Raw genomic sequence first — 23097 nt, 5'->3', positions numbered from 1 at the left:
CGCTTTTACTTGTTGATTGCCGCCATGTCATTTCGTCCTGCTCCGCTTACTGGTATTCGTGTTTTAGACCTTACCCGGGTCCTGGCCGGCCCCTGGTGCACACAAAATCTTGCCGATCTTGGTGCGGAAGTCATCAAGATCGAAAGACCCGGCGCGGGTGACGACACGCGCGGCTGGGGTCCGCCATACCTGAAAGACGCACAAGGTAAAGACACGACGGAGGCTGCGTACTATGCGTCGGCGAACCGAAACAAGCAATCGGTCGCCATCGATATTGCAACGGAGCGTGGCGCAAACCTGGTGCGCGAGCTCTCAAAGCAATGCGATATCCTGGTTGAGAATTTCAAGGTTGGTGGTTTAAGCAAGTATGGGCTCGATTACGAGAGCATCAAGGCCGTCAATCCCTCCCTCATCTATTGTTCCATTACGGGGTTTGGCCAGACGGGGCCTTACGCCAGTCGGCCGGGCTACGACTTCATGATCCAGGGCATGGGCGGCCTGATGAGCATTACCGGCGAACGCGACGATCTGCCGGGTGGAGGCCCTCAGAAGGCGGGAGTGGCTGTTGCCGATTTGATGACGGGCATGTATTCCACGGTGGGCATATTGGCTGCCCTGCACGAGCGGACTCGCAGCGGCCTGGGCCAGCATATCGATATGGCGCTGCTCGATTGCCAAGTGGCCATGCTCGCCAACCAGAATCTTAACTACCTCACCACTGGCGCAGCTCCGCGACGGGCAGGCAACGCGCATCAGAATCTTGTGCCCTATCAGGTATTTGCGGCATCCGACGGCCATCTTATCGTAGCCGTGGGCAACGACACCCAGTTCAAGGCTTATTGCCATGTCATCGGCCGTCCCGCCTTGCCCGAGGACATCCGTTACAAAACCAATTCCAATCGCGTGATTAATCGCGAGATACTGATTCCATTGCTGACTGAAGCTATGAAATCGCGGACACGCGATTATTGGCTCGAAGCGCTGGAGAAGGTCGGCGTGCCAGCCGGTCCTATCAATACCATCGATCAGGTCTATCAAAACCCGCAAGTTAAGGCGCGTGGCATGCGACAGACGCTGCCGCACGGGTCGGCTGGCCAGGCGCCAGTAAGCTCCAGTCCTTTGCGCTTTTCGGATAGCCCGGTCAATTATCATCATGCCGCGCCTTTACTGGGCGAACATACCGAGCAGGTCCTGCGCGAACGGCTGGGCCTGTCAGACGAAGAAATCCAGGAGCTGACAAAATGAAAGACATCAAGAAGATAGGCGTCGTAGGCGCAGGCGCCATGGGCCGCGGGATCGCCCAAATCGCGGCGCAGGCGGGCTTTGATGTTCTGCTATTCGACTTGAATGCCGATGCCATTACCTCGGCCCGCGCAAACCTGAGCCAGATGTGGGACAAGCTGGCTGCGAAAGGGAAGATCACTCCCGAACTGGCCGCTCAGTCGCTCGAGCGCGTCCAGCCATGCAGCGACTTGCAGGCGATGGCCAATGTGGATCTGGTCGTAGAGGCCGTCGTCGAGCGGCTGGAAGTCAAGTGCGATCTTTTCCGGCAGCTCGAGGGCATTGTTGGGCAGGATTGCATCCTCGCGTCGAATACATCTTCCTTGCCGATCACCGCTATTGCACAAGCCTGCGAGCATCCCGCGCGGGTTGCCGGCTTCCATTTCTTCAATCCTGTCCCGCTCATGAAGGTCGTCGAGGTCATCGATGGCTTGCGTACCGACGTACAAGTCGGCGACGCACTGATGGTGTTCGCGCGTGCAATGGGCCACACGCCTGTTCGCGCCAAGGATATGCCGGGCTTTATCGTGAATCACGCCGGGCGTGGCATGAACATCGAAGGCCTGAAGGCGGCGCAAGAGGCCGTTGCGCCTTTCTACCAGATAGATGCCATCATGCGCGAGCAGGCCGGTTTTCGCATGGGGCCTTTCGAGTTGCTGGATCTCACAGGCCTGGACGTCTCACATGCCGTGATGGAATCCATCTATCAGCAGTTCTACGACGAACCTCGGTTTCGTCCATCACCGATTACCGCCGTACGTAGCGCCGGCAAGTTGCTGGGCCGCAAGACGGGTCAGGGCTTCTATCCGTACCCGGAAGGCCAGAAGCAGGTTCCAGACGAGCCTGCTGTACCGGCAATGCGCCAAGGCCTGAAGGTATGGCTGGCGCCTTACCATTCGGTCGGCCATAAACGCGCGGCGGCTTTGCTCAAGGCCTTGGGCATAACGATCATTGCGGCAGAAGCGCCGCCGGCCGACGCCTTGATCGTGGTCACCCCATACGGCGAAGACACCGCTTCCGTCGTCAGCGCGCACCAGCTCGATGGTGACCGAACGGTAGCGTTGGACACGTTTTTCGGCCTGGAGCAGGGCAAGCGCCGCGTGATAATGTGTTCGGTATCGACGTTGCCGGAGTGGCGCGATGCCGCGCATGCCTTGTTTGCCAGTGACGGCACGCCGGTTTCGGTTATCAACGATTCCGCCGGATTCATCGGTCAGCGAATAGTGGCGACAATAGTGAATGTGGCCAGCGACATCGCTCAACAAACCATTGCCACACCGGCCGACATCGACTTGGCCGTGTCGCTGGGATTGGGATATCCGAAAGGCGGTCCCCTGTCCATGGGTGACGCGCTGGGCGGTGCCCATGTCCTGGAGATCCTGCGGTCGATGTGTCGCGTCACCGGCGATATGCGTTATCGTGCCAGCCCATGGCTGCAGCGCCGAGTACAGCTAGGCCTGTCGCTGCGTGCTGAAGCGGCCTGCAAAGCCGTGTAAGCTGGGGCGAGGCGCCGATCGTCTCGCGGTGGCTTCTTGTTTGAGTTGATAAAAAAAACCGCCAATCATGGCGGTTTTTTTATCTGGAGGCAGAGTGCTTATTTGTGGGCATTCACCATATATTGCACAGCTGCCTTCACTTCTGCATCGCTTGCTTGCGAGCCGCCGCGTGGCGGCATGGCGCCAATACCGTGAATGGCATTCTGAACCATTGCATCCAGGCCGGCGGCTTCATACTTGGCCCATGCAGCCTTGTCACCAAGTTTTGGCGCATTGGCGACCCCGGTTGTATGGCAAGCGAAACATACGGATTTGTAGAGTTTTTCGCCTGCGGGATCAATAGCTGCCGTGTCACTAGCGGGCGCTTTTTCGGCGGCAGGGGCGGCCGCAGCAGCCGGGGCCGATTTTTCAGGCTCGGGAGCAGGCACGGCTGCCTCGGAAGCAGCAGGGGCCGGTGCAGCGGCCGCAGGAGCAGCAGCGGGTGAAGCGGCAGCAGTTGGGGCCGCCGCTTCAGCAGGCGCCGCGTCAGCCTTGTCGCCGGTAGGTTCCGCAGGCTCGTCGAACGAGGCACCCGATTTATTCGTCATGTAAACCACCGCGCGTGCAACTTCGAAGTCGCTCAGTGCAGGATTGCCGCCTTTCGGAGGCATGGCGTTGATGCCGTGAATTGCATTCTTGACCAGTTCCTCGTACCCCTTCTTGATGAACGGGGCCCAGGCGGCGGTATCGCCAATTTTGTGCGCGCCGGCCACGCCGGCGGTATGGCAGGCGGTACAGGTCGTATCGAACACCTGTTGTCCCGTCTGGAACACCTTCGGGGCATTCGCATCGACCAGGGCGAATTGCGCGACGGGCTTGATGCGCGAGGCGATGGCTTCCGGGGTCTGGGCATCGGACCCGGATCCCATGAAGGAGGACGATGTCACCAGGAGAATAAGCAGGCCAATGATCAGAACCGGCACGATGAACGCCAGGACGACGGTTACGATCAATTGCTTGGGCGTCTTGATGAGGCCTTCGTGTTCCTCGATGGTCTCTTCAACGTGTTCTTCTGTGTTATTCATAATCGAATCCTGCGTGTTCCTAGTCAGAAGGCGCCAAGGCCTGAAGGCTATGTGGGTGAGCTGTGCGCTGACTTGCGCAAGACGCGCATAGGGCCCAAAGCCACGTGAATGAAGGATTATAACGAGACTGTCGTTTAAGTGCATGAAAGTTGATACATCTCAATGCGACAGGCACCTCTGACAGTCAAAAGAGGGGTAATGTGCAGTACGCAAAAAAAATCCCGGCAAACAGGCTACAATGACGACCCCGCGCCCGTAGTTCAATGGATAGAATAAGAGCCTCCGAAGCTTTAGATACAGGTTCGATTCCTGTCGGGCGCGCCAGAATTTAACAATAAAAGTGTTCTTTTGGACACTTTTTTGTATCTGCCGCTTCTATGGCAGGCCGCCATACGTCACTATTGGCGGTGCCATCGTTTTAGAATCGCCAATTTACCGAAACGTTGCCCGCCACCGAGCGCTGCCCTGCGCGGAAGAACTGGCTGGATACATTGGCGCCCAGCGATATGTTCTCTTTCACCTGAAAGGCCAGGCCTGCTTGCAATCCAAGCGAATCGCGTCCCATTACCTGGTTTCTGCTGGCAAACCCCACTTCGGGTGCGCCCGCGAAATATGCATACTGGATCGCATCATTATTCAACAGTTCGCGATCCCAGGTGATTTGAAAATCAGCCCGCAAGCCAGCCCTGTTCTTCAGCGGGAGATCGATCCCCGCATTGAAACCCATACTGGATCGAAGCGAATTGAAGTGGCTCGAGTCAAGGGTCAATCCGGTGGCGGCGGGGCCGGACTCTGTTAGTTCGGGACGGGAAAGATGGGTGTAGGCGAAGGAAACAATGGGTCCTACGCTGACGCTGTCGGTCAATGCCCAGCGGTAACCACCGCCAGCAGCCAGCGAGCCGCTCCAGCCCGTCCAGTCGGCGGAGTGTTTGGCAGAGTAGCCGTCGACGTTGATATGGCGAGTGAGCCTTCCGTCCTCGATGCCCAGTTGTGCCTGGCTGAACGCGTAGGGGCCAGCCGTCTCATTGGGTGCAAAGCGTGCGTGCAGCCCCAGGTTGAACGCCGTGGACTTGCCGCTGCCATTCTGGGGGGCGCCGATGTCGACGGACTGCCCGCTGACCGCGCCGTAGGCACCGAATTTCCAGGCCGTGTTGTTGGTGCTGTGTTTCTCCGTTCCGAATACGACCCCGTAGCTGGAACTGTCGTAGCCAACCATCGAGCCCTGCGTATCTTGCCACGTGCTGCCGCCAAAGGGTACGGCAAAGGCGGTCCACTGGTCAGGTGACAAGGCGCCCGGCGTATATCGGGTGGCACGACCGGAAACAATGCCGCCAATCTGTTGTTCACGGTTCAGTGAGCTCGCTACCATGGCGCTATAGCCAGCGGGAGTGAGCTGGTCGAGTGCCCGGGCGACGCCGGTGCCATCGTTCGCCGAAAAATCCAGGCTTTGCAGCAATGGTCGAGTGTTCGTTCCGGAAGTGGATGCCAGCTGATAGAGTGCGCGGCCAGCGGCTGCGGCATTGTCATTGGTGGCATATTGGCTGTACGCGTTCTCTTCGCGGCCGATGCGAACCTCGAAGCTGCTCGCATCCAGGCGCTGCGTGCCGACCGAAAGCGTAGGAGAACTCAGCTCGACAATCAAGGTCTTGAAGGCGCCATCGACCGATCCAGCTTGCACAAGGTCGCTGGAACGAAGGCTCCAACTCTGACTATACCAGTCACCAGGTTGCGGAGTCAGGGTCAACTGGCCGTTCAGGCCGGCGTTTCCGGTGACTGCTAGCGTATCGTGTTCCTGGGCGCCATTCACGTCCATGCGCAGGATGCCGGTGCCGCCTTGCTGATAGTCGCCGGCGATATCGATTCGGCCAATGGAGTTGCCGGGAGAAAGAGTGCCGTTGTTGATGAAGCTGGAGCCGGACTTCAAGACATAGTGGCCGTTGCCGTCCAATGTTGCGGCCGGCCCCACGTTGACACCATGTACTTCGTGCTGGCCGTTAAGCGTCGTGGTGCCGCCCATGGGTGCCAGCACGATATTGTCCAGGCCTTTGATGTTGCCGTCGTAGCGCCAGCGGAAGCCAGCGTCAGTCTGGCCGGTCGCACGGCCGTTCGCATCGGCAAGCTGGCCGAAACTTAGCTGGGAAAGGCGCGCCTTTCCGGTAGCATCGGCTTGCGCGTAGTCGGAGCGTATGTCGCCTTCGATTTGCGCGCCGTTCATGACGTTGATGTGCTTGACCAGTGCATTGCGCGACATATAGATGGCCTGCGCTTTCCCGGCAATGCGGCCAGTGAGGTCGAATGACTCGACCAACGCACCATTCAGCTCGTCAAGCAAGGGTAGCGCTTGTCCACGCGAGCTATGGATATACGAGCCGCGGTACTCTGTATCATTGGACAAAGGGTTGTTGCCAAAGTCGAAGCTTGCGCCTATACCCATGTCGCCCAGTGCCTGGACATCGCCGCGCAAGATGAGGTTGTGTCCCTTGCCGTAGGCGAACATCACTCCCCGGCCGTTCAGTCCGTCGGCGTGAACCCGGGTGCCGGACGGGATGGTGATGTCGTTTGCTTGCCCGTCCACCCGGATACCGGCGCCGCCGGCGCCCTTGCTGAGCAGGTCGGCCTGTTGGAAGATCGTGTTGTGGTCACCGTAAACATGCAAGCCCAAGCCCAGAGTGGCCGTGTTGTACTGCCCGGACAGGTAAGCCGTGCCTTCGCGATTCCGCTGGAAGAAGCCGTTATTGTTGACTAAGTGCTGGCCATTGCCATACACCGAATGACCAAAGAAATTGCGCCGGTCTATGTTGTAGCCCAAGTCTTGCATGGCCGCCAGTTCCGCTTCCATGAAGGTGGAGTAATTCCGGTAGGTCTGGTGGCTCATCATGCTGTTCTTGAGCTCGGAGTGACTCATGTAGTTGTCGTCGATCCCGCTGTCACCGCGAGGACTGTGTCCCAACACCTTGACCGGTACACCGGGCAAGGCGCCGGCCAGCACCTCGCTTATATTCTTCCCAGTGAAATGGGCTTCATCCTTTCGGACGTCGAAAGCGTCGGCCTCGTAGGGGTTGTCGCATAGCGAGCACAATATGGCCTGCCCCGGGCGGGAGGGATTGCCGTTATCATCCCGCAGACCTCGACTCCACGATCCAAGCGCATCGGCAAAACGAGGTGTGCCTGGGCCATCCGAGTCTTGTGCGAAATCAAGCACGCCCAATCCATGGGCCAGCTCGTGGAAGGCAACGCCAACCAGATCAGCCTGACCGTCGGGACGTGGTAACTGAGCGGGCACATAGTCGATGGTGTCGAAATCAAGTTTGCCCATGACAAACTGAGCATGCGAGCCAAAAGTGAGCTCATCCGCGTCCTCGCCCATGAGAGCCGCCTGTATTTGCGTGATGGCGATGCCCCCGTCTTCATCAGTGAGCGGCGTGCTGGTCCCAGAGGCGTTTGCTTGGTTGAAGGTGCCAACATTAATAATTGCGGGCAATTGTCCGGGTTCCGGCTTGATGATCTCTGCCCAATACGATATTGAGCTCTCTATTTTCCCTTTTTGCTTTGCATCCAGATTCCATGTCGATTGCAGGTCTTCAGGCCAGTCTGGCATGAACGCGCCGTCTCCTGTGTCAAAAAAACGGACCTTGAAAACCGCTGTGCCAGTGGGCGAATGGACGAGTCGTTCTTCGATGGCGTGCGAGGAGGTGGCGACTAAGGCGAGGGGGATGGCCAAGGCAAAAATTGTGAGGTTCACGGAGAGCTCTATGGAGTCGGATGTCGTTTGATTGAGTCCGATTTTTACCATAAGTAAGCAAACTTGATGGCCTCTTTCTATGGAAGAACTATGACGCGACGGACGATGCGTCCGCCCTCCTATGCGATGGAGCCACGCCCACCGAAAAGGCGACATCTCATATAAGTGCTACACTCCCCGGGTCATTTGGGGAGTAGTCTGCTTCCGCCCCCGGAAGCGCCCGCGTCAACATTCTCGGCACCTCTTGTGCCGTGGCGCCGGCAGCCATCTTTGGCTTGGCGAGACCATGGACATACCAACGCAATCGGTCGGGCGCGTGGGCATGTCATGGATCCGTCGCCCGGCCAGGAACCTCCCCGTGAATTTTGCATCCATTGTTTTACTGGCTTTCGCCATGTCCACAGACGCGTTCGCCGCGGCGGTTGGCAAGGGCGCAGCCCTGCATAAGCCTCATTTTACCGAGGCGCTCAAGACGGGCGTCATATTTGGCGTTATCGAAGCCGCCACGCCAATCATAGGGTGGGGGCTGGGGCTCGCCGCCGCACCCTACGTATCCGCCTGGGATCATTGGATAGCATTTGTCCTGCTCTCCGGCCTTGGCGTTCTCATGATCCGCAACGCCTGTATGGCCGAATCCGCTGTGCCCGAGGTCAGGCCGGCGAAACATTCCTTTTGGTTGCTTGCCGTAACCGGCTTTGCCACCAGTATTGATGCCATGGCGGTCGGGGTCGGCCTGGCCTTTCTCGACGTAAGCATTATCCCGATCGCGATCGCGGTAGGCATCACGACATTGGTCATGGTCACGTTCGGTGTAATGCTGGGCCGGGCTCTGGGAGCGATGGTAGGCCGTCGCGCTGAAGTCGTCGGCGGCATTATTCTTATCGGAATAGGCACCGTGATTTTGATCGAACATTTACGCGCGGCGCCCTGATTCGGGCTCCTGCGATGAACGCTTGTCGCCGCAGGTGCCATGCAAACGCGGCGTCGCGCCGCCTGCCTTACGACTGCTGTTTTACCGGGCGTCGAAGAGCGGCATGGAAGCGCGCGACATAGCTGGAAAAATCTTCGGTATCGCTGTTTTTCAGTCGTTGCTGTTCGACGACGGAATCACTGACAATGGCCTCGTATTCCTGTAGCGTGCTGGCGTCCAAGGGTTGAGCGCGCAGTGCATCGCGATGTTGCCGACTTTGTTCCAGGGAATAGTCGTGAAGGCTTGCGCCATGCTCGCGCAATTGATTCAACAATTGCGCCGATGGTGTCAGCTGGCTGTCGCGAATCTTGTCCTTTTGCGCAGTGACGGCTTCGTCATAGTGGACACCGCCATGCGTTTCGTCCAGCAGCCTGGCATAGGGACCAATACGTTCGAGCAGCTCCTCGCCCCAGTCGGCTAGCGATATTGGCTTGTCCTGTTTGATCAATTCGAGGCCAGGTTTACGTCCTTCCTTGGATACCAGGCTGAAGTTGTCGTGGCTGTCCCGACAGTAGCCGTTGTTGGGGAACAGTGGGCTTTCTTCGATGGCGCAAAATAACAGGAAGGCGTCCATGAACCGGCTGGTCGGTGCCGAAATGCCGATGGGTGTGGTGGGGTCGATGTCAAGGCATCGGACCTCGATGTATTGAACGCCGCGTTCGGCCATGGCCGTCGCGGGACGTTCACATCGACTGGTAGCGCGCTTGGGGCGGATGTTGGAGTAGAACTCGTTTTCGATCTGCAGGATGTTGGTGTTCAGCTGGATCCACTCGCCATCCCGGTGAGTTCCGATCTTGACGTAGTCGGGCCACGGGGTCGTGACTGCCGTATAGAGACGCTCCAGGAAGGTGTCGAGGTCGTTGTAGCACAGTTGCAGATCGGATTGCGCTTTGTTCTGGTATCCGATGTCGCTCATGCGCAGGCTCGTGGCGTGTGGCAAATAGAATGTGTCGGCGTCCAGTTTATGCAAGGAGTGATCTATGCCTTGCATGAAGCTCCCCGATACGGCGGGCGAGGCACCGAACAAGTACATCAGTAACCACGAATAGCGGGTGAAGTTTCGGATGAGGGCAAGATAGCCTTGTGATCGCCGGTCTTCCGGCGACGCGCCGGGTGTGCCGATAATTTCCCAGATTGAGTCGGGCAGGGAAAAATTGTAATGAACCCCCGCAATGCACTGCATCGCCTTGCCATAACGTTCAGCCAGGCCACGCCGGTAAACATGCTTGAGCATGCCCGTGTTCGATGTGCCATACCAGGCGATGGGAATGTCGCGTTCAACCGGCAGTGTTGCCGGCATGGACTGGTTCCAGATCAGCTCGTCCTGCAGTTCCTGGGCGACAAATCGGTGTGTTGTTTCGAGTTCGGCCAGCAAGCCTTCAATGGAATTGTGCGTACCGGTAATCAGTTCGAGCAATGCTTCGGAGTAATCGGTGGTTATGCGCTCATTGGTGAGCGCCGAACCCAGGCTTCGGGGATGCGGCGTGGTGGCCAGCTTTCCCTGTCCATCGACACGCAGTCCTTCTTTCTCGATACCGCGCAGTATATCTTTGAGGGCGGGCCGGTTCTGACCCAGCAAGACTAGGCGTTGATTAGATGAGATCATTACAAGGTATCTTTATTTTAGAAGTCGTTGTCGCTGCCGATTTTACCTGAGGGGTCTGGTGTTGATGCGTTTTGGATTGATAGTAGTGCTGGCGGGCCTGCTGCTGGGATGTACGCCCAACTATAACTGGCGCGAGGCTACCGTTGCCGATGGTGCTGTAAAAGCATTTTTCCCCGACCGTCCACTTACCCAGCAACGGCCACTTGAGTACTCGGATCACGAAGTGCTATTTAGCCTGGCCACTGCCACGGTAGACCAGGCTGTCTTTGCCGTGGCCTATGCGCCGCTGCCTGAACCATTGCGCCACAAGCCGGAACAGGCTCGTGAGTTTGCCCTGTCGGTGGTCGGATCGCTTTACCGCAACCTGGGCGTCGCGGAGCCCGCCGAACTGCCGAAAGAAGGTGTTCCCTTTATTATCGATGGCGTATCGCCCCAGGGTAGTGTGCGCATGCAGGCAGTTGTTTGGCTTACGGAGCACGCGCTTATCGAGGGTATTGTGACGGCTGATCAGGCAACGTTCCCGCAACAGCAGGCCGAGCAGTTCCTGCAAAGCCTGGAAGTGATTCGGTAAGTATGGTCGGCATCAGCCCCGACTGGAACGCTGCCGTAATGGCGGCTTGGCGTCCATGCACGCCCAGTTTCTGGCAAGCGTTATGAACGTGAAAATTGATGGTGCGCTCGGTCAAGCCCAGGATAACCCCCACCTCCCAGCTGGTCTTGCCGACGGCTGCCCACCGTAGGCATGTGAGTTCGCGATCTGTTAGTGGCTTCATGCGCTGTCAATCCTTTTGATATGTGATTCTTTTGCTGGATTTCGATCAAATGTATCAATTATTTTCAGTTTCCGTGAAAATAACCGGACGGTCAGCATTGGTATTTTTCGGCGCAGCAGGGCAGTTGGGCTCGGCAACAGTGATAATATTATGTTTCTACAGAGCGCCGATTTGCTTGATCTGCTTGCGGGCGCCTCATAAATCCAGCTAAAGAGGTCCATATGGCCGCTATTTCCGCACCCGTCGTTTCCACCAAACCCGCCAACGCTGTCGATCCTGCCGACCAAATCATCGTGCCCCCAGGATCCGTCGGCATCGTGGCACCCCAGCTTATTGCATTCGATGAGCCGCTACATTTAAGCAGCGGCCAGACGCTTCCGAGCTATGAGCTTGCCGTGGAAACCTATGGCACCTTGAATGCCGAGCGCAGCAACGCCGTGCTGATTTGTCATGCACTGAATGCCTCGCATCATGTAGCCGGCATATCGGCGAGTGACCCGAAGGATATCGGCTGGTGGGACAATATGGTTGGGCCGGGGAAAGCCGTCGATACCGACAGGTTCTTCGTCATCGGCGTCAATAATATCGGTTCATGCTTTGGCTCGACCGGACCGGCCAGCATCAATCCGGAAACAGGTCAGCCCTGGGCGGCGGCATTCCCCATGCTGACTGTCGAGGATTGGGTCCAGGCCCAGGCCCGTCTGGCAGACCATTTCGGCATCCATAAGTTCGCGGCCGTCATGGGAGGTTCACTGGGCGGGATGCAGGCCTTGAGCTGGGCCATAACCTGTCCGGAACGCATCGCTCATTGCATCGTCATTGCCAGTACCCCGCGCTTGTCGGCACAAAACATCGGCTTTAACGAGGTCGCGCGCCGCTCCATCATCAGCGATCCGGATTTCCACGGCGGTAACTACTACGCCCACAACACCGTGCCGCGCCATGGCCTGTCGGTGGCGCGCATGGTAGGGCACATTACGTATTTGTCTGATGACGACATGGCCCAGAAGTTCGGGCGAACCCAGCGCGCGCCGGCCGACAATGGCGAATTCCACTACGGCTACGATGTTGAATTCGAGGTCGAGTCCTATCTCCGTTATCAGGGCGAAAAGTTTTCCACCTATTTCGATGCCAACACTTACTTGCTGATCACCCGGGCGCTCGACTACTTCGATCCGGCGCGCAGCCATGGCGGCGACCTGGTGCGCGCGATGCAAGGGGTGGCGGCGGATTTCCTGCTGGTTTCTTTCAGTACCGATTGGCGTTTTCCGCCGGCCCGCTCCCGCGAAATAGTGCGGGCGCTGTTAAAGAACAAGCGGCCCGTCACGTATGCGGAAATCGATGCGCCACACGGCCATGATGCATTTTTGCTGGACGATGTCCGCTACCACGCGGTGATACAGGGATACTACGACCGTATCGCGGCCAAGCTTGGACTTCCGGAGCGCATTCAAACCATAGGAGTGCTCAAGTGACCCAAGTCAGCGTGGCGCCCAAGCATGTACGGGCAGACCTTAAACGAATCGCCAGCTGGGTCGAGCCGGAAAGCCGTGTCCTGGATCTGGGTTGCGGAGACGGCACCCTTCTGGCCTATCTGCAAAACAACAAGAACGTCACGGGTGTGGGCGTGGAGCTCAGCGATGAACTGGTTATCGCGTCGGTGCGTCGCGGTGTACAGGTCGTTCAGCAGAATCTCGAAGAAGGCCTGGCTCTGTTTGACGATCAGCAGTTCGATACCGTGGTGCTGTCGCAAACGCTTCAATCCATGCATCACACCGAACATATCCTTCGCGAGATGGCACGTGTGGCTCGATTTGGCATTGTGTCGTTTCCCAACTTCGGCTATTGGCCGCACGGTTGGTCGATATTGTCGGGACGCATGCCGGTGACCGGCGAGATGCCTTATCAATGGTTCGATACGCCCAACATCCATTTGTGCACGCTCAAGGATTTCGAAGACCTTGCTGCGGCACTCAGGCTGCGTATCACCCATCTGGCAACATTCAACGGCAACAAAGAAGTTAAACTGCTGCCCAGCTGGCGCAGCACCCTGGCGGTGTACCGTTTCGAAACACCAGATTAAAGAGGACCACCATCGCTTCGTTTATCAACGTTTATGGCAGCCCTCGAGTCATACCCTTATTGGTGCTGGGTTTCGCCAGCGGCCTGCCTTTAGCGCTTACCGGCGGCACCTTGCAGGCCTGGGCGACGCTGTCGGGCGTATCGCTGCAGAATATCGGTTTCCTCACGCTCATCGGAACAGCCTACACATTGAAGTTCTTGTGGGCGCCCCTGGTCGACCGCTATGCGCCGCCAATGTTGGGGCGCCGCCGCAGTTGGATCTTCGTTACGCAGATTCTTCTGGGCGCGGTCATCGCGTCCATGGGCTTTTATTCGCCCTCTGATAACTTGATGATACTGGCGCTTCTTGCGGTGTTGGTGGCGTTTCTGTCGGCAACGCAGGATATTGCCTTCGATGCCTACAGCACCGATGTGTTGCGCAAGGAAGAACGCGCGGCGGGCGCGGCGGTAAAAGTGTTGGGCTATCGGCTGGCCATGATCGTATCGGGCGGCCTGGCGCTGGTATTGGCCGACCAATGGCTGGGCTGGGGCAATACCTATTTCGCGATGGGCGCTCTCATGGCCTTGTGTGCGCTCGCCACCTTGTTGGCACCCGAACCCGAAGTCATTGCGCGCGCGCCCAGGACGCTTGCCATTGCTGTCGTCGAGCCCATGCTGGAGTTTTTCAAGCGCCCGGGTGCATTGAGCATTTTGCTGCTTATTGTGTTGTACAAGTTGGGCGATGCCTTTGCCGGCGCCTTGTCAACAACCTTTCTATTGCGTGGCGCAGGATTTACCGGGACCGAAGTCGGCGCGGTGAACAAAGCCTTCGGCCTTGCGGCCACGATTGTCGGTGCCCTGGCCGGCGGAGCCCTGATGGCGCGTCTGGGCTTGTATCGCTCATTAATGCTGTTCGGCCTGCTGCAGGCACTGTCCAATTTCGGGTATTGGGTTCTTGCCGTCACGCCTCCTCATATCTATTCCATGGCGCTGGTGGTGGGCGTCGAGAATCTGTGCGGCGGATTGGGTACGGCGGCCTTTGTGGCACTGCTCATGGCACTGTGCAAGCAGGAGTTTTCAGCGACCCAATTTGCCTTGCTGTCTGCCTTGTCAGCGGTGGGGCGCACTTATCTTGCCGGTCCGCTGACGCCACCACTGGTCGAGTCCATAGGGTGGCCTGGGTTCTTCGTCATCACTGTGCTTATCGGGCTGCCGGGCTTGATCCTGCTTCGCATGCGCCGCGTCGAAATCGACGGGCTCGAGGCGGTTCGCTGACATGCTGCTTGCCCTCTACCTGATTGCCATTACGGCCGAAGCGATGACCGCGGCGCTGGCCGCCGGGCGGCGCGACATGGACTGGGTGGGCGTATGCATTATTGCCTGCGTCACGGCGCTCGGGGGCGGGTCGGTACGTGACGTTCTTCTTGGCCATTACCCGCTTACATGGGTACTACATCCCGAGTATCTGTGGATCACGGCAGCGGCGGCCTTGCTGACCGCCATTGCGGCACCCGTGATGCGCCGCCTGCATAGGCTGTTCCTTTTTCTGGATGCCTTGGGATTGGTGGTTTTCACAGTGATAGGTTGCCAGGTGGCGTTGCAGATGCAGCTGCCCATTACTGTGGTATTGGTCAGCGGCATGATTACCGGATGCGCGGGAGGTGTGCTGCGCGACGTGCTTTGCAACGACATTCCCCTGCTGTTGCGCAAGGAGTTGTATGCCAGCGTGTCGGTGGTGACTGGCGGCCTATTCATCGGCAGCCAATATTTAGGCGCAAACCTCAATGCCTCCATGATCGGGGCTATGTTGTTCGGCCTTGTGTTTCGTTTGTTGGCGCTGCGCTTCAATTGGCAGATGCCAAAATTTGTCTATCGGGACGAATGGCGCTAATGGGCTGGGCAGGAATTCGCCATTCGTTCTTTTTCGCATCAAGCCCATTCCTGCCGGTGGGCTGTCGAAAATTAGGCCTCGACGTGTTCGTCTGAGTGGACGGATGCATAATCAAACAGTTCAGCCTTGACCTCTGCGCGGGACTTTGAGCTACCCGTGGCTGCCATGGAAGGATAAGCGTCTTCACCAACCTGGATTTCACCGGCCTCAATCGCAGCGGCCAGTTCGGCTTTAACTTCCGAACGATCTTTCGAGCTTGTGGAGTTGAATGCGGGCGGGTAATCCAATTCGCCACTGCTGACCAGGCCGGCCGACTTGGCTTCTTGCATTTGGGCAATCACCTGTGCGCGGGTAAGGGTGGACTCATCGGCTGCCTGGGCTGCGCCGGCAAAAGTAGCTGCGGAAATCATCAATGCGGTAACGAGGGTTTTCATACTGGCTCCAATAAAAGTAGGGACGAAACGGCGCTGGTGCAAAGAAAGCAATGCGCTGTGTGTTTCGATGGGTCCAGTATGTGACAGTTTGATGTAGGGATAAACCCTAGATTCTTGTATAGTCAATTCCGATTTAAGCAACAATCAGTGTTTTGCTAGGGGTATAGCGAAGCGCTATCGCCATAATCGGGATAAACAATGGCGAGCGGAGCAATTCTTGCCCCGCTGCCAATCAATCTTCCTTCAGTGCACGATCCAGAAAGTCCAGCCGGTCTTGCCCCCAGTACGGCACTCCCCGATACTCGTACCACGGTGCGCCGAATACCTGCAGGTCGATGGCATCCTTCGTGTATTGCGCGTACAAATCGGCTGCCGATTCCCGACTGGTATACAAGCTGGACCCGTCCAGTCCGCATTCATTACCTATTCGAACCAGCGTTGCGGGGTCAGAGATGTCCAGCTCCTGTGCCCATACGGCTCGCAATAGGGCGCCAGTCAGCTTCAATGCTCCGTCGTTGTCGCCGGCCATGATGACGGCTGTCACCATTTTCGCGGCCGGCACATCGTCGACCGGGAAGAACTTGGGATGAATCGTCAGAGGCACGTCAAGGAACTCCGACCAGCGCTTGAGTTCTGTAATGCGGTATGCCTGCCGTTGTGCCGGTCGCTTATCCAGGGGCAGGCCGCCGGATAGCGGGAATACGCGGCTAAGGTCCATGGGCCGGGGTAGCACGACGGCATTATGGCGCCGGGCCATTTCCAGCAACCTGTCATGGCCCAGGTAGGTCCATGGGGATTTGGGCGAAAGATAATAGTGAATGGTTTTCATGCTATGCACTCCAGCCGTATTCGATTGTCAACGGCGCATGGTCGCTGAACCGCTGTTCTTTATAAATGGAAGCCTCGGTGGCCGTGGCCGCGATGTCGGGAGTGGCGATCTGGTAGTCGATGCGCCAGCCCACGTTATTGGCCCACGCCTGTCCCCGGTTGCTCCACCATGTGTAGGCGTCGCCGGTGGTATCCGGGAAAAGATGACGGTAGACATCGACCCAGCCCAATTCGTCCAGGACTTTGGTCAGCCACGCGCGTTCCTCGGGAAGGAAGCCGCTATTTTTCAGGTTGCCCTTCCAATTCTTGAGATCGATTTCTTTGTGTGCGATGTTCCAGTCACCGCACAGGATGACCTGCCGTCCGCACTTGACCAGCGTGGCAAGATGCGCAAAAAAATGTTCCATGAATACATACTTGGCGGACTGGCGGTGATCGCCGCTGGAGCCTGATGGCAGATACAGAGAAATAACCGACAATTTGTCGTATACCAGTTCCAGGTAGCGTCCCTCGGCATCGATCTCGGGGACGCCAAGGCCTTCAATGACTTGCAATGGTTGGGTTCGCGCATACACGCCCACGCCGCTATACCCCTTCTTTTCGGCATAGTGGAAGTAGCCGTAATAGCCTTGTGGGTTCAGCATCTCGACGGTCATGTTGTCGACTTGCGCCTTCAGTTCCTGCATGCAGATGAAATCTGCATTCTGGCCCGGAATCCATTCCAGGAAGCCCTTGTTGACGGCCGAACGAATCCCGTTCAGATTGGCGGATATCACGCGTAGCATCGTATTACTCTGGAAATCTGATGAAGTTGAGACTTTAACCTTTTTGCCGGCTGAAGGGGTCGGGAAAGCGGTTGCTCTCAGCGGGAGTCAGATGTCTCAGGCAGTCGCGTCGAACCGGAAGCTTGAAGCGGTGATCCCGGCGAATGCCTGGTTTTCATGATAAACACAGCTTGCCGTGTCATGTTCGGCGGCGCCGACGGCCACCATGAGTGGTACCAGGTGGTCTTCCCGCGGGTGGGCAAGCCGGGCGGCAGGTGCGCGTTCCCAGTCTTGCAGCATTGCCGCACGCTGGCGTGTGGGGGAGCCGAGCAACACATGTTGCAGCCAGGCATCGAACTGCGCCGATGCACCAGCCCCGCCGCCATAGATTTGCCGCAGATTGTGATAGCTCAGACCGCTGCCGATGATCAGTACATCTTCGTCACGTAGCGGGGACAGGGCCCGGCCCAGGGCAAGGTGCAGGGCTGGATCGTATCCGGCATCGATGGACAGTTGAATCATCGGTACATCTGCCTGCGGATACATGACGGAGGCAGGCACGAAAGCACCGTGGTCGTACCCGCGCTGAGTATCGGCGACGACGGGCAGGTCAGCGGCTGATAATAGTTCTTGCACGCGCCCGGCCAGCTCGGGAGAGCCATGTGCCGGGTACTGAATTTGGTAGGTGTGCTCAGGAAAGCCGTAGTAGTCATAGATCATCGGTGGCCGCGAATTGGCCGTGATACTGAAAACTCCGTCTGTTTCCCAATGCGCTGAAACCATCAGGATGGCCTTCGGCTTGCGTCCCAGTTGCGCAGGGATATCGCGCAGTGACGCTGCAAGTGCCGCATTGCTGGCCTGCATGGCAGGAATGTACGGCCATGGGCCGCCGCCGTGGGAGATAAAGTAGACAGGCAGTTTCATGATGACATTCCGGGGAGCCCGGCCGGGTGGCCGGGCAAGTGTGCTGTTTGGTTAGTTGGACTTGTTGCGCATGGCGTCGATGCTCCACGGGCCAGCGCCGGCAACGGCGAGGTACAAGAAGATAAAGCAGAACAGGACTGCGGCTTCGCCGCCGTTCATGGTCGGGAAAAAGAACGAGCCCTTGGTGGCGACATGGCCAATAAAGTAGGCCGCAGCGGTAAAGCCGGATGCGATAAATGCGGCGCCGCGTGTGAAGAGCCCGATGATCAGCAGTACGCCCGCAATCAATTCAATCAATCCCGCAATGCCCATCATGGAGAAAATTGGCAGGTTTTCAATGGCTGAGCCGGGAAAGCCAAAGTACTTGCTGGTTCCATGCCAAAGCAGGCAATAACCGCTGACAATACGCAGGATGCTGAGTACGCGGGGGGTCCAGATAGTGCAAGAGTTGGTCGTCATGGTTTTCCAATAAAGTGTAATAAGAGTATGTCAATGATCTATCGCAACAAAGTTTAATAGAATAGCGATAAGAAATATATGTCGAAATAATTAACGATTCATTTCCTGAGAGGAAACGATGGACACATTGCTGAGTCTGCGAGTGTTTTGTGAGATCGCCGACGCCGGCAGCTTCGTCGCCGCGGCTGACAGGCTTTCGCTTTCGGCGCCCATGGTCAGCAAACACCTGGCGCATCTGGAGCGCGAGCTCGGCGTACGCTTGCTGAATCGAACGAGTCGCCGCGTCAGCCTGACTGAAGCGGGCGCCTTGTATTTCGAACAATGCCGGGGAGCATTGGAAATGCTCGAACTTGCGGCGGCCGCAATAGGTAGCAGCGTAGAGGCGCCGCGGGGAAATCTGAAAGTCACCGCGCCGGTGTGGTTTGCCAACCCGCGCGTGGTCGATGTGCTTGCCGCTTATCAGAAGAGGTATCCGGACGTGGTTCTTGACCTGCGTTTTTCCAATCGGAAAGTGGATCTGGCCGCTGAAGGGTACGACCTGGCCTTGCGCGTTACCCGCGATCCATCGGCACATCTGATCGTGCGCAAGATCTGCACCATTCAGTTTTACTTGGTGGCGACGCCCGGTTATCTTGAGACCTTCGGGGTGCCGGAAACCATTTCCGCGTTGGCCAGCTACGGTGGTATCCTGCCCAGCTACCTGGGTTCCGAGGGCTTCGAGTTCGATGGGCCCAAAGGCAAAGTGATCATACGGCTGAATCCGGTAATGAGATCTGATGACTCTACGTACTCGTATCATGCGGTACGGGCCGGCGTTGGCATCGGCTACATGCCGGGGTGGCTGGTGGACGATGACCTGGCGGCAGGCCGCTTGGTGCAGGTGCTTCCCCAATATCACCAAGCGCCCCAGGAACTCTATGCCACGTACACCAGCCGTAAATACTTGACCCCAAAAGTACGCACCTTCATCGACTTTGTGACTGAGGCTTTGGGCGGTTCCGGGTTATGACCGATAATATCGGTTTTCCTATATCTGCAATGTTATGACCGACTCTTCTTATCGCACTGATTTCGTGCGTTTTTCCCTGGAACAAGGCGTTTTGAAGTTTGGTCAATTCAAAGTCAAGTCAGGACGATTAAGCCCTTATTTCTTTAATGCCGGCCTGTTCAATTCCGGCCTTGCCGTGGGCCGTCTTGCCCAGTTCTATGCGCAGGCCCTGGTAGAGTCGGGTGTCGATTTCGATATGTTGTTTGGCCCGGCCTATAAAGGGATACCACTGTCCACCGCAACGGCCGTAGCGCTGGCCAATCATCCTGGACTGGGCGGGCGTGACGTTCCCTTTGCCTTCAATCGCAAAGAGGTCAAGGACCACGGCGAGGGTGGGATCCTGGTGGGTGCACCATTGCAAGGCAAGGTCGTGATCATCGACGACGTAATCACTGCTGGTACATCGGTGCGGGAGTCGGTGGAAATCATCCGCCAGGCAGGCGCGCAGCCTGCAGCTGTGTTGATCGCACTGGACCGCATGGAGCGTGCGGGCCCGGACGATGCCTTGTCGGCACATTCCGCCGTGCAGGATGTGGCCCGTACTTATGGGATTCCAGTAGTCAGTATTGCGTCCCTGGCCGATATCATGGCGTTGCTGGAAAACGATAGCCAGCTTGCCGAACACCGGGACGACGTGGCAGCCTATAGGGTTAAATACGGCGTTTAAGGGTACGGGTAAAAATGGATACCGGGCCCGCCCGGCGGGCGGCGTTCCGCTGTTACGGCGGCTGGCGTGCCACGCAGACACGCCCGGCCGACCATCGTCCTATCCCAGCTTTTCCTTCAGCAAATCGTTGACTTGCTGCGGGTTCGCTTTGCCCTTGGCGGCTTTCATGACTTGCCCAACCAGCGAGTTGAATGCTTTTTGCTTGCCGGCCCGGAACTCATCGACGATGGCGGGGTTTGCCGCCAGTACGTCGTCGATCATTGTTCCGATGGCGCCGCTGTCGCTGATCTGCTTCAGTCCGCGTGCCTCGATGATTGCGTCGGGATCACCGCCGTTTTCGCCTGCCCACATGGCGGCAAAGACATCGCGCGCCATTTTGTTTGAGATGGTGCCGTCGATGATGCGCGCCACCAGTGCCGCCATCGTGTCCGGCTTGATAGGGCTTTGGGCAATGTCTAGCTCGTCGCGGTTCAGGGCCGCCGACAGCTCTCCGAGCACCCAGTTGGCGGCAAGCTTGGCCTGGCCGTCCGGCAGCTTGCCTGCCAGCTCTTCAAAATAGGTGGAAGTGATCCGGTTCATGGTGAGCTGGGCCGCATCGTAGCTACTCAAACCTAGTTCTTGCTCGAACCGTAGCCGCTTCTGGGCGGGAAGCTCCGGCATCGCGGCCTTGACGCGAGCAATCCATTCCGGTGCGATGACCAGGGGCGGCAGGTCGGGATCTGGAAAGTAGCGATAGTCGTGCGCATCTTCCTTGCTTCGCATGCTGCGTGTTTCGTCGCGCTCGGAATCGTAAAGGCGGGTTTCCTGTACGACTTGGCCGCCATCTTCGATAAGTTCGATCTGGCGACGGACTTCATATTGGATGGCGCGCTCGAGGAAGCGGAAGGAATTGACATTCTTGACCTCGCTGCGCGTGCCCAGCTTTTCCTGTCCCTTGGGGCGCACCGATACGTTGGCGTCGATCCGGAAGGACCCCTCCTGCATGTTGCCATCGCAGATGCCCAACCAGACCACCAGGCCATGGAGCGCGCGCGCATACGCCACGGCCTCGGCCGCAGAACGCATTTCGGGCTCGGAAACAATCTCGAGGAGAGGCGTGCCGGCCCGGTTCAGGTCGATGCCGGTGGATGATTCTCCGCGAGGCCCCGTGAAATTCTCGTGCAATGACTTGCCGGCGTCTTCTTCCAGGTGGGCGCGCGTCAGGTTGACGGTCTTTTCCTGATCGCCGACAAAGAAACTGATTGTCCCGCCTTGTACCACCGGAATTTCGAACTGGCTGATCTGGTAGTTTTTAGGAAGGTCGGGATAGAAATAGTTCTTGCGGGCAAATATGGAGCGGGGTTCGATGTGTGCGCCGACCGCCAGGCCGAACTGGATTGCGCGTTCGACGGCGCCTTTGTTCATGACCGGCAAGCTGCCCGGCAGCGCCATATCGACCTCATTGGCCTGTGTATTGGCGGCTGCGCCGAACTGGGTGGTACTGTTAGAAAAAATCTTGGATTCGGTGGAAAGCTGCGTATGCGTTTCCAGCCCGATGACGATTTCCCATTCCATTATTGTTGTCCTGGTTTGCGTTGGTGCCAGTCGGTAACTTGCTGGTAGCGGTCGGCGATTGCCAAAAGCTGGCCTTCCTTGAAATAGTTGCCGATAATTTGCAGCCCGATAGGCAATGGGCGCTGCGGGCTGCCAAAGCCGCAGGGAATAGACATGGCCGGCAGGCCGGCCAGGCTGACGCCCAAGGTGTAGACGTCGGCAAGCCAGTCGGCGGTGGGGTCTTCCTTGTTGTCACCGATGTGCCGGGCCACGGTCGGGGTAACCGGCCCCATGATGACGTCGCAGTGGTCTGCGAAGGCATGCTGGAAATCATTGGCGATCATGCGGCGCACGCGCTGTGCCTGCAGATAATAGGCGTCGTAGTAGCCATGGGACAGTACATAGGTGCCTACCATGATGCGGCGCAGGACTTCCGGCCCGAATCCCTCGGTACGCGAGCGGCTGGTCATTTCGGCCAGGTCGCGGTATTGCTCTGCCCGGTGGCCATAGCGCACTCCGTCGTAGCGCGACAGGTTGCTTGATGCTTCCGCAGGCGCGATGACGTAATAGGTCGGGATGGATAAGGCCGTGCGCGGCAGTGAGATGCTGACACGCCGTGCTCCCAGAGACTCGAAGGTCTGAAGTGCCGCTTCCACCGCGTCGGCCACGTCTGTGGCCAGGCCGCCATTGAAAAATTCCGTGGGTACGCCTATGCGCAGACCCTTCAAGGGTTGTTCGCCGGCGGCGTGCTGGCTTTTCACCACCGCGTCGAAGTCGGCACGGATGCGACCGGGTTCATTGGCCACACCATCGCAGGTTTCAAGGCTGGTTGAATCGCGCGGGTCGAACCCGCTCATGGTATCGAGCAGGTCGAGGAGGTCTCTGGCGTGGCGCGCAATAGGGCCGGCCTGGTCAAGGCTGGACCCATAGGCGATCATGCCGTAGCGGGAAATCGTACCGTATGTAGGCTTGATGCCGCTGACGCCGCACAAGGCAGCGGGTTGGCGCACCGAGCCGCCGGTATCGGTGCCGGTGGCAGCCATGACCAAGCTGGCCGCAACGGCCGCGGCCGAACCGCCTGACGAACCGCCCGGGACAGCCGTGGCGTCCCAGGGATTCTTGACCGCGCCGAACGCCGAGTTCTCGTTGCCGGAACCCATGGCGAATTCGTCACAGTTCAGTTTGCCCAGTGAGACCGCCCCAGCAGCCTGGAGTTTGCTGACGACGGTTGCATCGAAAGGGCTGACATAGGTCGCCAGCATCTTGCTGGCGGCCGTAGTGCGCCAGTTCTGCGTAACAAAGACGTCTTTGTGGGCAATAGGTATGCCGGTCAGGGCAGTGCCCTGGCCTGCCGCCAGCAGCGTGTCGGCCGCATCGGCCTGGGCAAGGGTCAGGTCGCGATCCAGGTGCAGGAATGCATTCAGATCGTTATTTGATTGGGCGGCATCGAGTGCGCTGGCCGCCAGTTCGCGTGCACTGAGCTTGCGTTCAAGCAAGGCGCTGCGTAAAGACGCAATACTATCGAATTCAGCGTGTAGGGGTGTGCTTGACATTAT

The 23097-nt window shown here is 58.0% G+C and carries 21 protein-coding genes, 1 tRNA gene and 1 riboswitch; of the genes, 11 read left to right on the top strand and 11 right to left on the bottom strand.

What is annotated here, in order from left to right; translation table 11 throughout:
* The first annotated feature begins 24 nt into the window (after positions 1-24).
* Both CR159_RS08580 and CR159_RS08575 read left to right on the top strand, forming a co-directional pair.
* On the top strand, positions 25-1245 hold the full coding sequence (locus CR159_RS08580) for a CaiB/BaiF CoA transferase family protein (RefSeq protein ID WP_102073631.1): 1221 nt from the start codon (positions 25-27) through the stop codon (positions 1243-1245).
* Positions 1242-2777, top strand: a complete 1536-nt coding sequence (locus tag CR159_RS08575; RefSeq protein WP_102073582.1) for a 3-hydroxyacyl-CoA dehydrogenase — start codon at positions 1242-1244, stop codon at positions 2775-2777. Before CR159_RS08580 ends, CR159_RS08575 begins: the two co-directional genes overlap by 4 nt.
* A 98-nt stretch (positions 2778-2875) precedes the next feature.
* Here the strand turns inward: CR159_RS08575 and CR159_RS08570 are convergent, their stop codons facing one another.
* Positions 2876-3841: a c-type cytochrome gene (locus CR159_RS08570; protein ID WP_102073581.1), complete on the bottom strand. Its 966-nt coding sequence runs from the start codon at positions 3839-3841 to the stop codon at positions 2876-2878.
* Between the two features lie 249 nt (positions 3842-4090).
* Here CR159_RS08570 and CR159_RS08565 point away from each other — a divergent pair.
* Positions 4091-4165: transfer RNA gene (locus CR159_RS08565), tRNA-Arg, on the top strand.
* 94 nt (positions 4166-4259) lie between these two features.
* Here CR159_RS08565 and CR159_RS08560 read toward each other — a convergent pair.
* Positions 4260-7583, bottom strand: a complete 3324-nt coding sequence (locus CR159_RS08560; RefSeq protein ID WP_199173268.1) for an autotransporter outer membrane beta-barrel domain-containing protein — start codon at positions 7581-7583, stop codon at positions 4260-4262.
* A 175-nt stretch (positions 7584-7758) separates the two neighbouring features.
* Positions 7759-7933: riboswitch (yybP-ykoY riboswitch) on the top strand.
* An 8-nt stretch (positions 7934-7941) separates the two neighbouring features.
* Between CR159_RS08560 and mntP the strand changes: the two genes are divergently transcribed.
* Complete coding sequence (gene mntP / locus CR159_RS08555; RefSeq protein WP_102073630.1) at positions 7942-8514, top strand: manganese efflux pump MntP; 573 nt, start codon at positions 7942-7944, stop codon at positions 8512-8514.
* Between the two features lie 67 nt (positions 8515-8581).
* On the opposite strand, the gene gshA is transcribed toward mntP, so the two are convergent.
* Positions 8582-10159, bottom strand: a complete 1578-nt coding sequence (gshA, locus tag CR159_RS08550) for a glutamate--cysteine ligase (RefSeq protein ID WP_102073579.1) — start codon at positions 10157-10159, stop codon at positions 8582-8584.
* 58 nt (positions 10160-10217) lie between these two features.
* Here gshA and CR159_RS21415 point away from each other — a divergent pair, with 58 nt between their 5' ends.
* Positions 10218-10730: a hypothetical protein gene (locus CR159_RS21415; RefSeq protein WP_143705454.1), complete on the top strand. Its 513-nt coding sequence runs from the start codon at positions 10218-10220 to the stop codon at positions 10728-10730.
* Here CR159_RS21415 and CR159_RS08540 read toward each other — a convergent pair.
* On the bottom strand, positions 10642-10932 hold the full coding sequence (locus tag CR159_RS08540) for a helix-turn-helix domain-containing protein (protein WP_102073577.1): 291 nt from the start codon (positions 10930-10932) through the stop codon (positions 10642-10644). The two genes, CR159_RS21415 and CR159_RS08540, sit on opposite strands and share 89 nt — an antisense overlap.
* Before the next feature lie 221 nt (positions 10933-11153).
* Between CR159_RS08540 and metX the strand changes: the two genes are divergently transcribed.
* Genes metX through CR159_RS08520 form a run of 4 tightly spaced genes read left to right on the top strand, consistent with a single transcriptional unit; the run spans position 11154 to position 14884 of the window.
* Positions 11154-12407: a homoserine O-succinyltransferase MetX gene (gene metX / locus CR159_RS08535; protein ID WP_102073576.1), complete on the top strand. Its 1254-nt coding sequence runs from the start codon at positions 11154-11156 to the stop codon at positions 12405-12407.
* Entirely contained in the window at positions 12404-13015 is a 612-nt protein-coding gene (gene metW / locus CR159_RS08530; protein ID WP_102073575.1) for a methionine biosynthesis protein MetW, read from the top strand. The genes metX and metW overlap by 4 nt, the downstream gene beginning before the upstream one ends.
* A gap of 11 nt (positions 13016-13026) precedes the next feature.
* Entirely contained in the window at positions 13027-14268 is a 1242-nt protein-coding gene (locus CR159_RS08525; RefSeq protein ID WP_199173273.1) for a muropeptide transporter, read from the top strand.
* Position 14269: 1 nt separating this feature from the next.
* Positions 14270-14884 carry a trimeric intracellular cation channel family protein gene (locus CR159_RS08520; RefSeq protein WP_102073573.1) on the top strand — a complete coding sequence of 205 codons (615 nt, stop codon included), beginning with the start codon at positions 14270-14272 and terminating at the stop codon, positions 14882-14884.
* 71 nt (positions 14885-14955) lie between these two features.
* Here the strand turns inward: CR159_RS08520 and CR159_RS08515 are convergent, their stop codons facing one another.
* The 5 genes from CR159_RS08515 to CR159_RS08495 all read right to left on the bottom strand — a co-directional run bounded on the left by CR159_RS08515 (position 14956) and on the right by CR159_RS08495 (position 18293).
* Positions 14956-15318 (bottom strand): DUF4148 domain-containing protein, encoded by a 363-nt coding sequence (locus CR159_RS08515; RefSeq protein WP_102073572.1) that lies wholly within the window; start codon positions 15316-15318, stop codon positions 14956-14958.
* Positions 15319-15550: 232 nt separating this feature from the next.
* Positions 15551-16147, bottom strand: a complete 597-nt coding sequence (locus tag CR159_RS08510; RefSeq protein ID WP_102073571.1) for a 2-hydroxychromene-2-carboxylate isomerase — start codon at positions 16145-16147, stop codon at positions 15551-15553.
* A 1-nt stretch (position 16148) separates the two neighbouring features.
* Positions 16149-16931: an exodeoxyribonuclease III gene (locus CR159_RS08505; RefSeq protein ID WP_102073570.1), complete on the bottom strand. Its 783-nt coding sequence runs from the start codon at positions 16929-16931 to the stop codon at positions 16149-16151.
* Between the two features lie 96 nt (positions 16932-17027).
* Entirely contained in the window at positions 17028-17834 is an 807-nt protein-coding gene (locus CR159_RS08500) for a DODA-type extradiol aromatic ring-opening family dioxygenase (protein WP_102073569.1), read from the bottom strand.
* A gap of 51 nt (positions 17835-17885) precedes the next feature.
* The gene (locus CR159_RS08495; RefSeq protein WP_102073568.1) at positions 17886-18293 is read right to left on the bottom strand and encodes a DoxX family protein; all 408 of its coding nucleotides are present in this window, start codon (positions 18291-18293) and stop codon (positions 17886-17888) included.
* A gap of 118 nt (positions 18294-18411) precedes the next feature.
* Between CR159_RS08495 and CR159_RS08490 the strand changes: the two genes are divergently transcribed.
* Positions 18412-19302, top strand: coding sequence for a LysR family transcriptional regulator (locus CR159_RS08490; RefSeq protein ID WP_102073567.1), 891 nt, complete (start codon positions 18412-18414; stop codon positions 19300-19302).
* A gap of 34 nt (positions 19303-19336) precedes the next feature.
* Complete coding sequence (gene pyrE / locus CR159_RS08485; protein WP_102073566.1) at positions 19337-20008, top strand: orotate phosphoribosyltransferase; 672 nt, start codon at positions 19337-19339, stop codon at positions 20006-20008.
* 99 nt (positions 20009-20107) lie between these two features.
* On the opposite strand, the gene gatB is transcribed toward pyrE, so the two are convergent.
* Positions 20108-21562: an Asp-tRNA(Asn)/Glu-tRNA(Gln) amidotransferase subunit GatB gene (gene gatB / locus CR159_RS08480; protein WP_102073565.1), complete on the bottom strand. Its 1455-nt coding sequence runs from the start codon at positions 21560-21562 to the stop codon at positions 20108-20110.
* Positions 21562-23094 (bottom strand): Asp-tRNA(Asn)/Glu-tRNA(Gln) amidotransferase subunit GatA, encoded by a 1533-nt coding sequence (gene gatA / locus CR159_RS08475; protein WP_102073564.1) that lies wholly within the window; start codon positions 23092-23094, stop codon positions 21562-21564. Before gatA ends, gatB begins: the two co-directional genes overlap by 1 nt.
* Between the last annotated feature and the right edge of the window lie 3 nt (positions 23095-23097).

The sequence above is a fragment of the Pollutimonas subterranea genome (assembly GCF_002849655.1).
Lineage (GTDB): Bacteria > Pseudomonadota > Gammaproteobacteria > Burkholderiales > Burkholderiaceae_B > Pollutimonas > Pollutimonas subterranea.
Note: the sequence above shows the minus strand (reverse complement) of the source record. Positions and strands in the feature narration are given on the sequence as shown.

Excerpts from the sequence above, each read along its gene's own strand:
- CR159_RS08490 (WP_102073567.1), top strand. The coding sequence starts at position 18,412 with ATGGACACATTGCTGAGTCTGCGAGTGTTTTGTGAGATCGCCGACGCC.
- CR159_RS08570 (WP_102073581.1), bottom strand. The coding sequence starts at position 3,841 with ATGAATAACACAGAAGAACACGTTGAAGAGACCATCGAGGAACACGAA.
- CR159_RS08575 (WP_102073582.1), top strand. The coding sequence starts at position 1,242 with ATGAAAGACATCAAGAAGATAGGCGTCGTAGGCGCAGGCGCCATGGGC.
- CR159_RS08580 (WP_102073631.1), top strand. The coding sequence starts at position 25 with ATGTCATTTCGTCCTGCTCCGCTTACTGGTATTCGTGTTTTAGACCTT.
- CR159_RS08495 (WP_102073568.1), bottom strand. The coding sequence starts at position 18,293 with ATGACGACCAACTCTTGCACTATCTGGACCCCCCGCGTACTCAGCATC.
- CR159_RS08500 (WP_102073569.1), bottom strand. The coding sequence starts at position 17,834 with ATGAAACTGCCTGTCTACTTTATCTCCCACGGCGGCGGCCCATGGCCG.
- CR159_RS08505 (WP_102073570.1), bottom strand. The coding sequence starts at position 16,931 with ATGCTACGCGTGATATCCGCCAATCTGAACGGGATTCGTTCGGCCGTC.
- gshA (WP_102073579.1), bottom strand. The coding sequence starts at position 10,159 with ATGATCTCATCTAATCAACGCCTAGTCTTGCTGGGTCAGAACCGGCCC.
- metX (WP_102073576.1), top strand. The coding sequence starts at position 11,154 with ATGGCCGCTATTTCCGCACCCGTCGTTTCCACCAAACCCGCCAACGCT.
- pyrE (WP_102073566.1), top strand. The coding sequence starts at position 19,337 with ATGACCGACTCTTCTTATCGCACTGATTTCGTGCGTTTTTCCCTGGAA.
- gatB (WP_102073565.1), bottom strand. The coding sequence starts at position 21,562 with ATGGAATGGGAAATCGTCATCGGGCTGGAAACGCATACGCAGCTTTCC.
- gatA (WP_102073564.1), bottom strand. The coding sequence starts at position 23,094 with ATGTCAAGCACACCCCTACACGCTGAATTCGATAGTATTGCGTCTTTA.
- CR159_RS08510 (WP_102073571.1), bottom strand. The coding sequence starts at position 16,147 with ATGAAAACCATTCACTATTATCTTTCGCCCAAATCCCCATGGACCTAC.
- CR159_RS08515 (WP_102073572.1), bottom strand. The coding sequence starts at position 15,318 with ATGAAAACCCTCGTTACCGCATTGATGATTTCCGCAGCTACTTTTGCC.
- CR159_RS08520 (WP_102073573.1), top strand. The coding sequence starts at position 14,270 with ATGCTGCTTGCCCTCTACCTGATTGCCATTACGGCCGAAGCGATGACC.
- CR159_RS08540 (WP_102073577.1), bottom strand. The coding sequence starts at position 10,932 with ATGAAGCCACTAACAGATCGCGAACTCACATGCCTACGGTGGGCAGCC.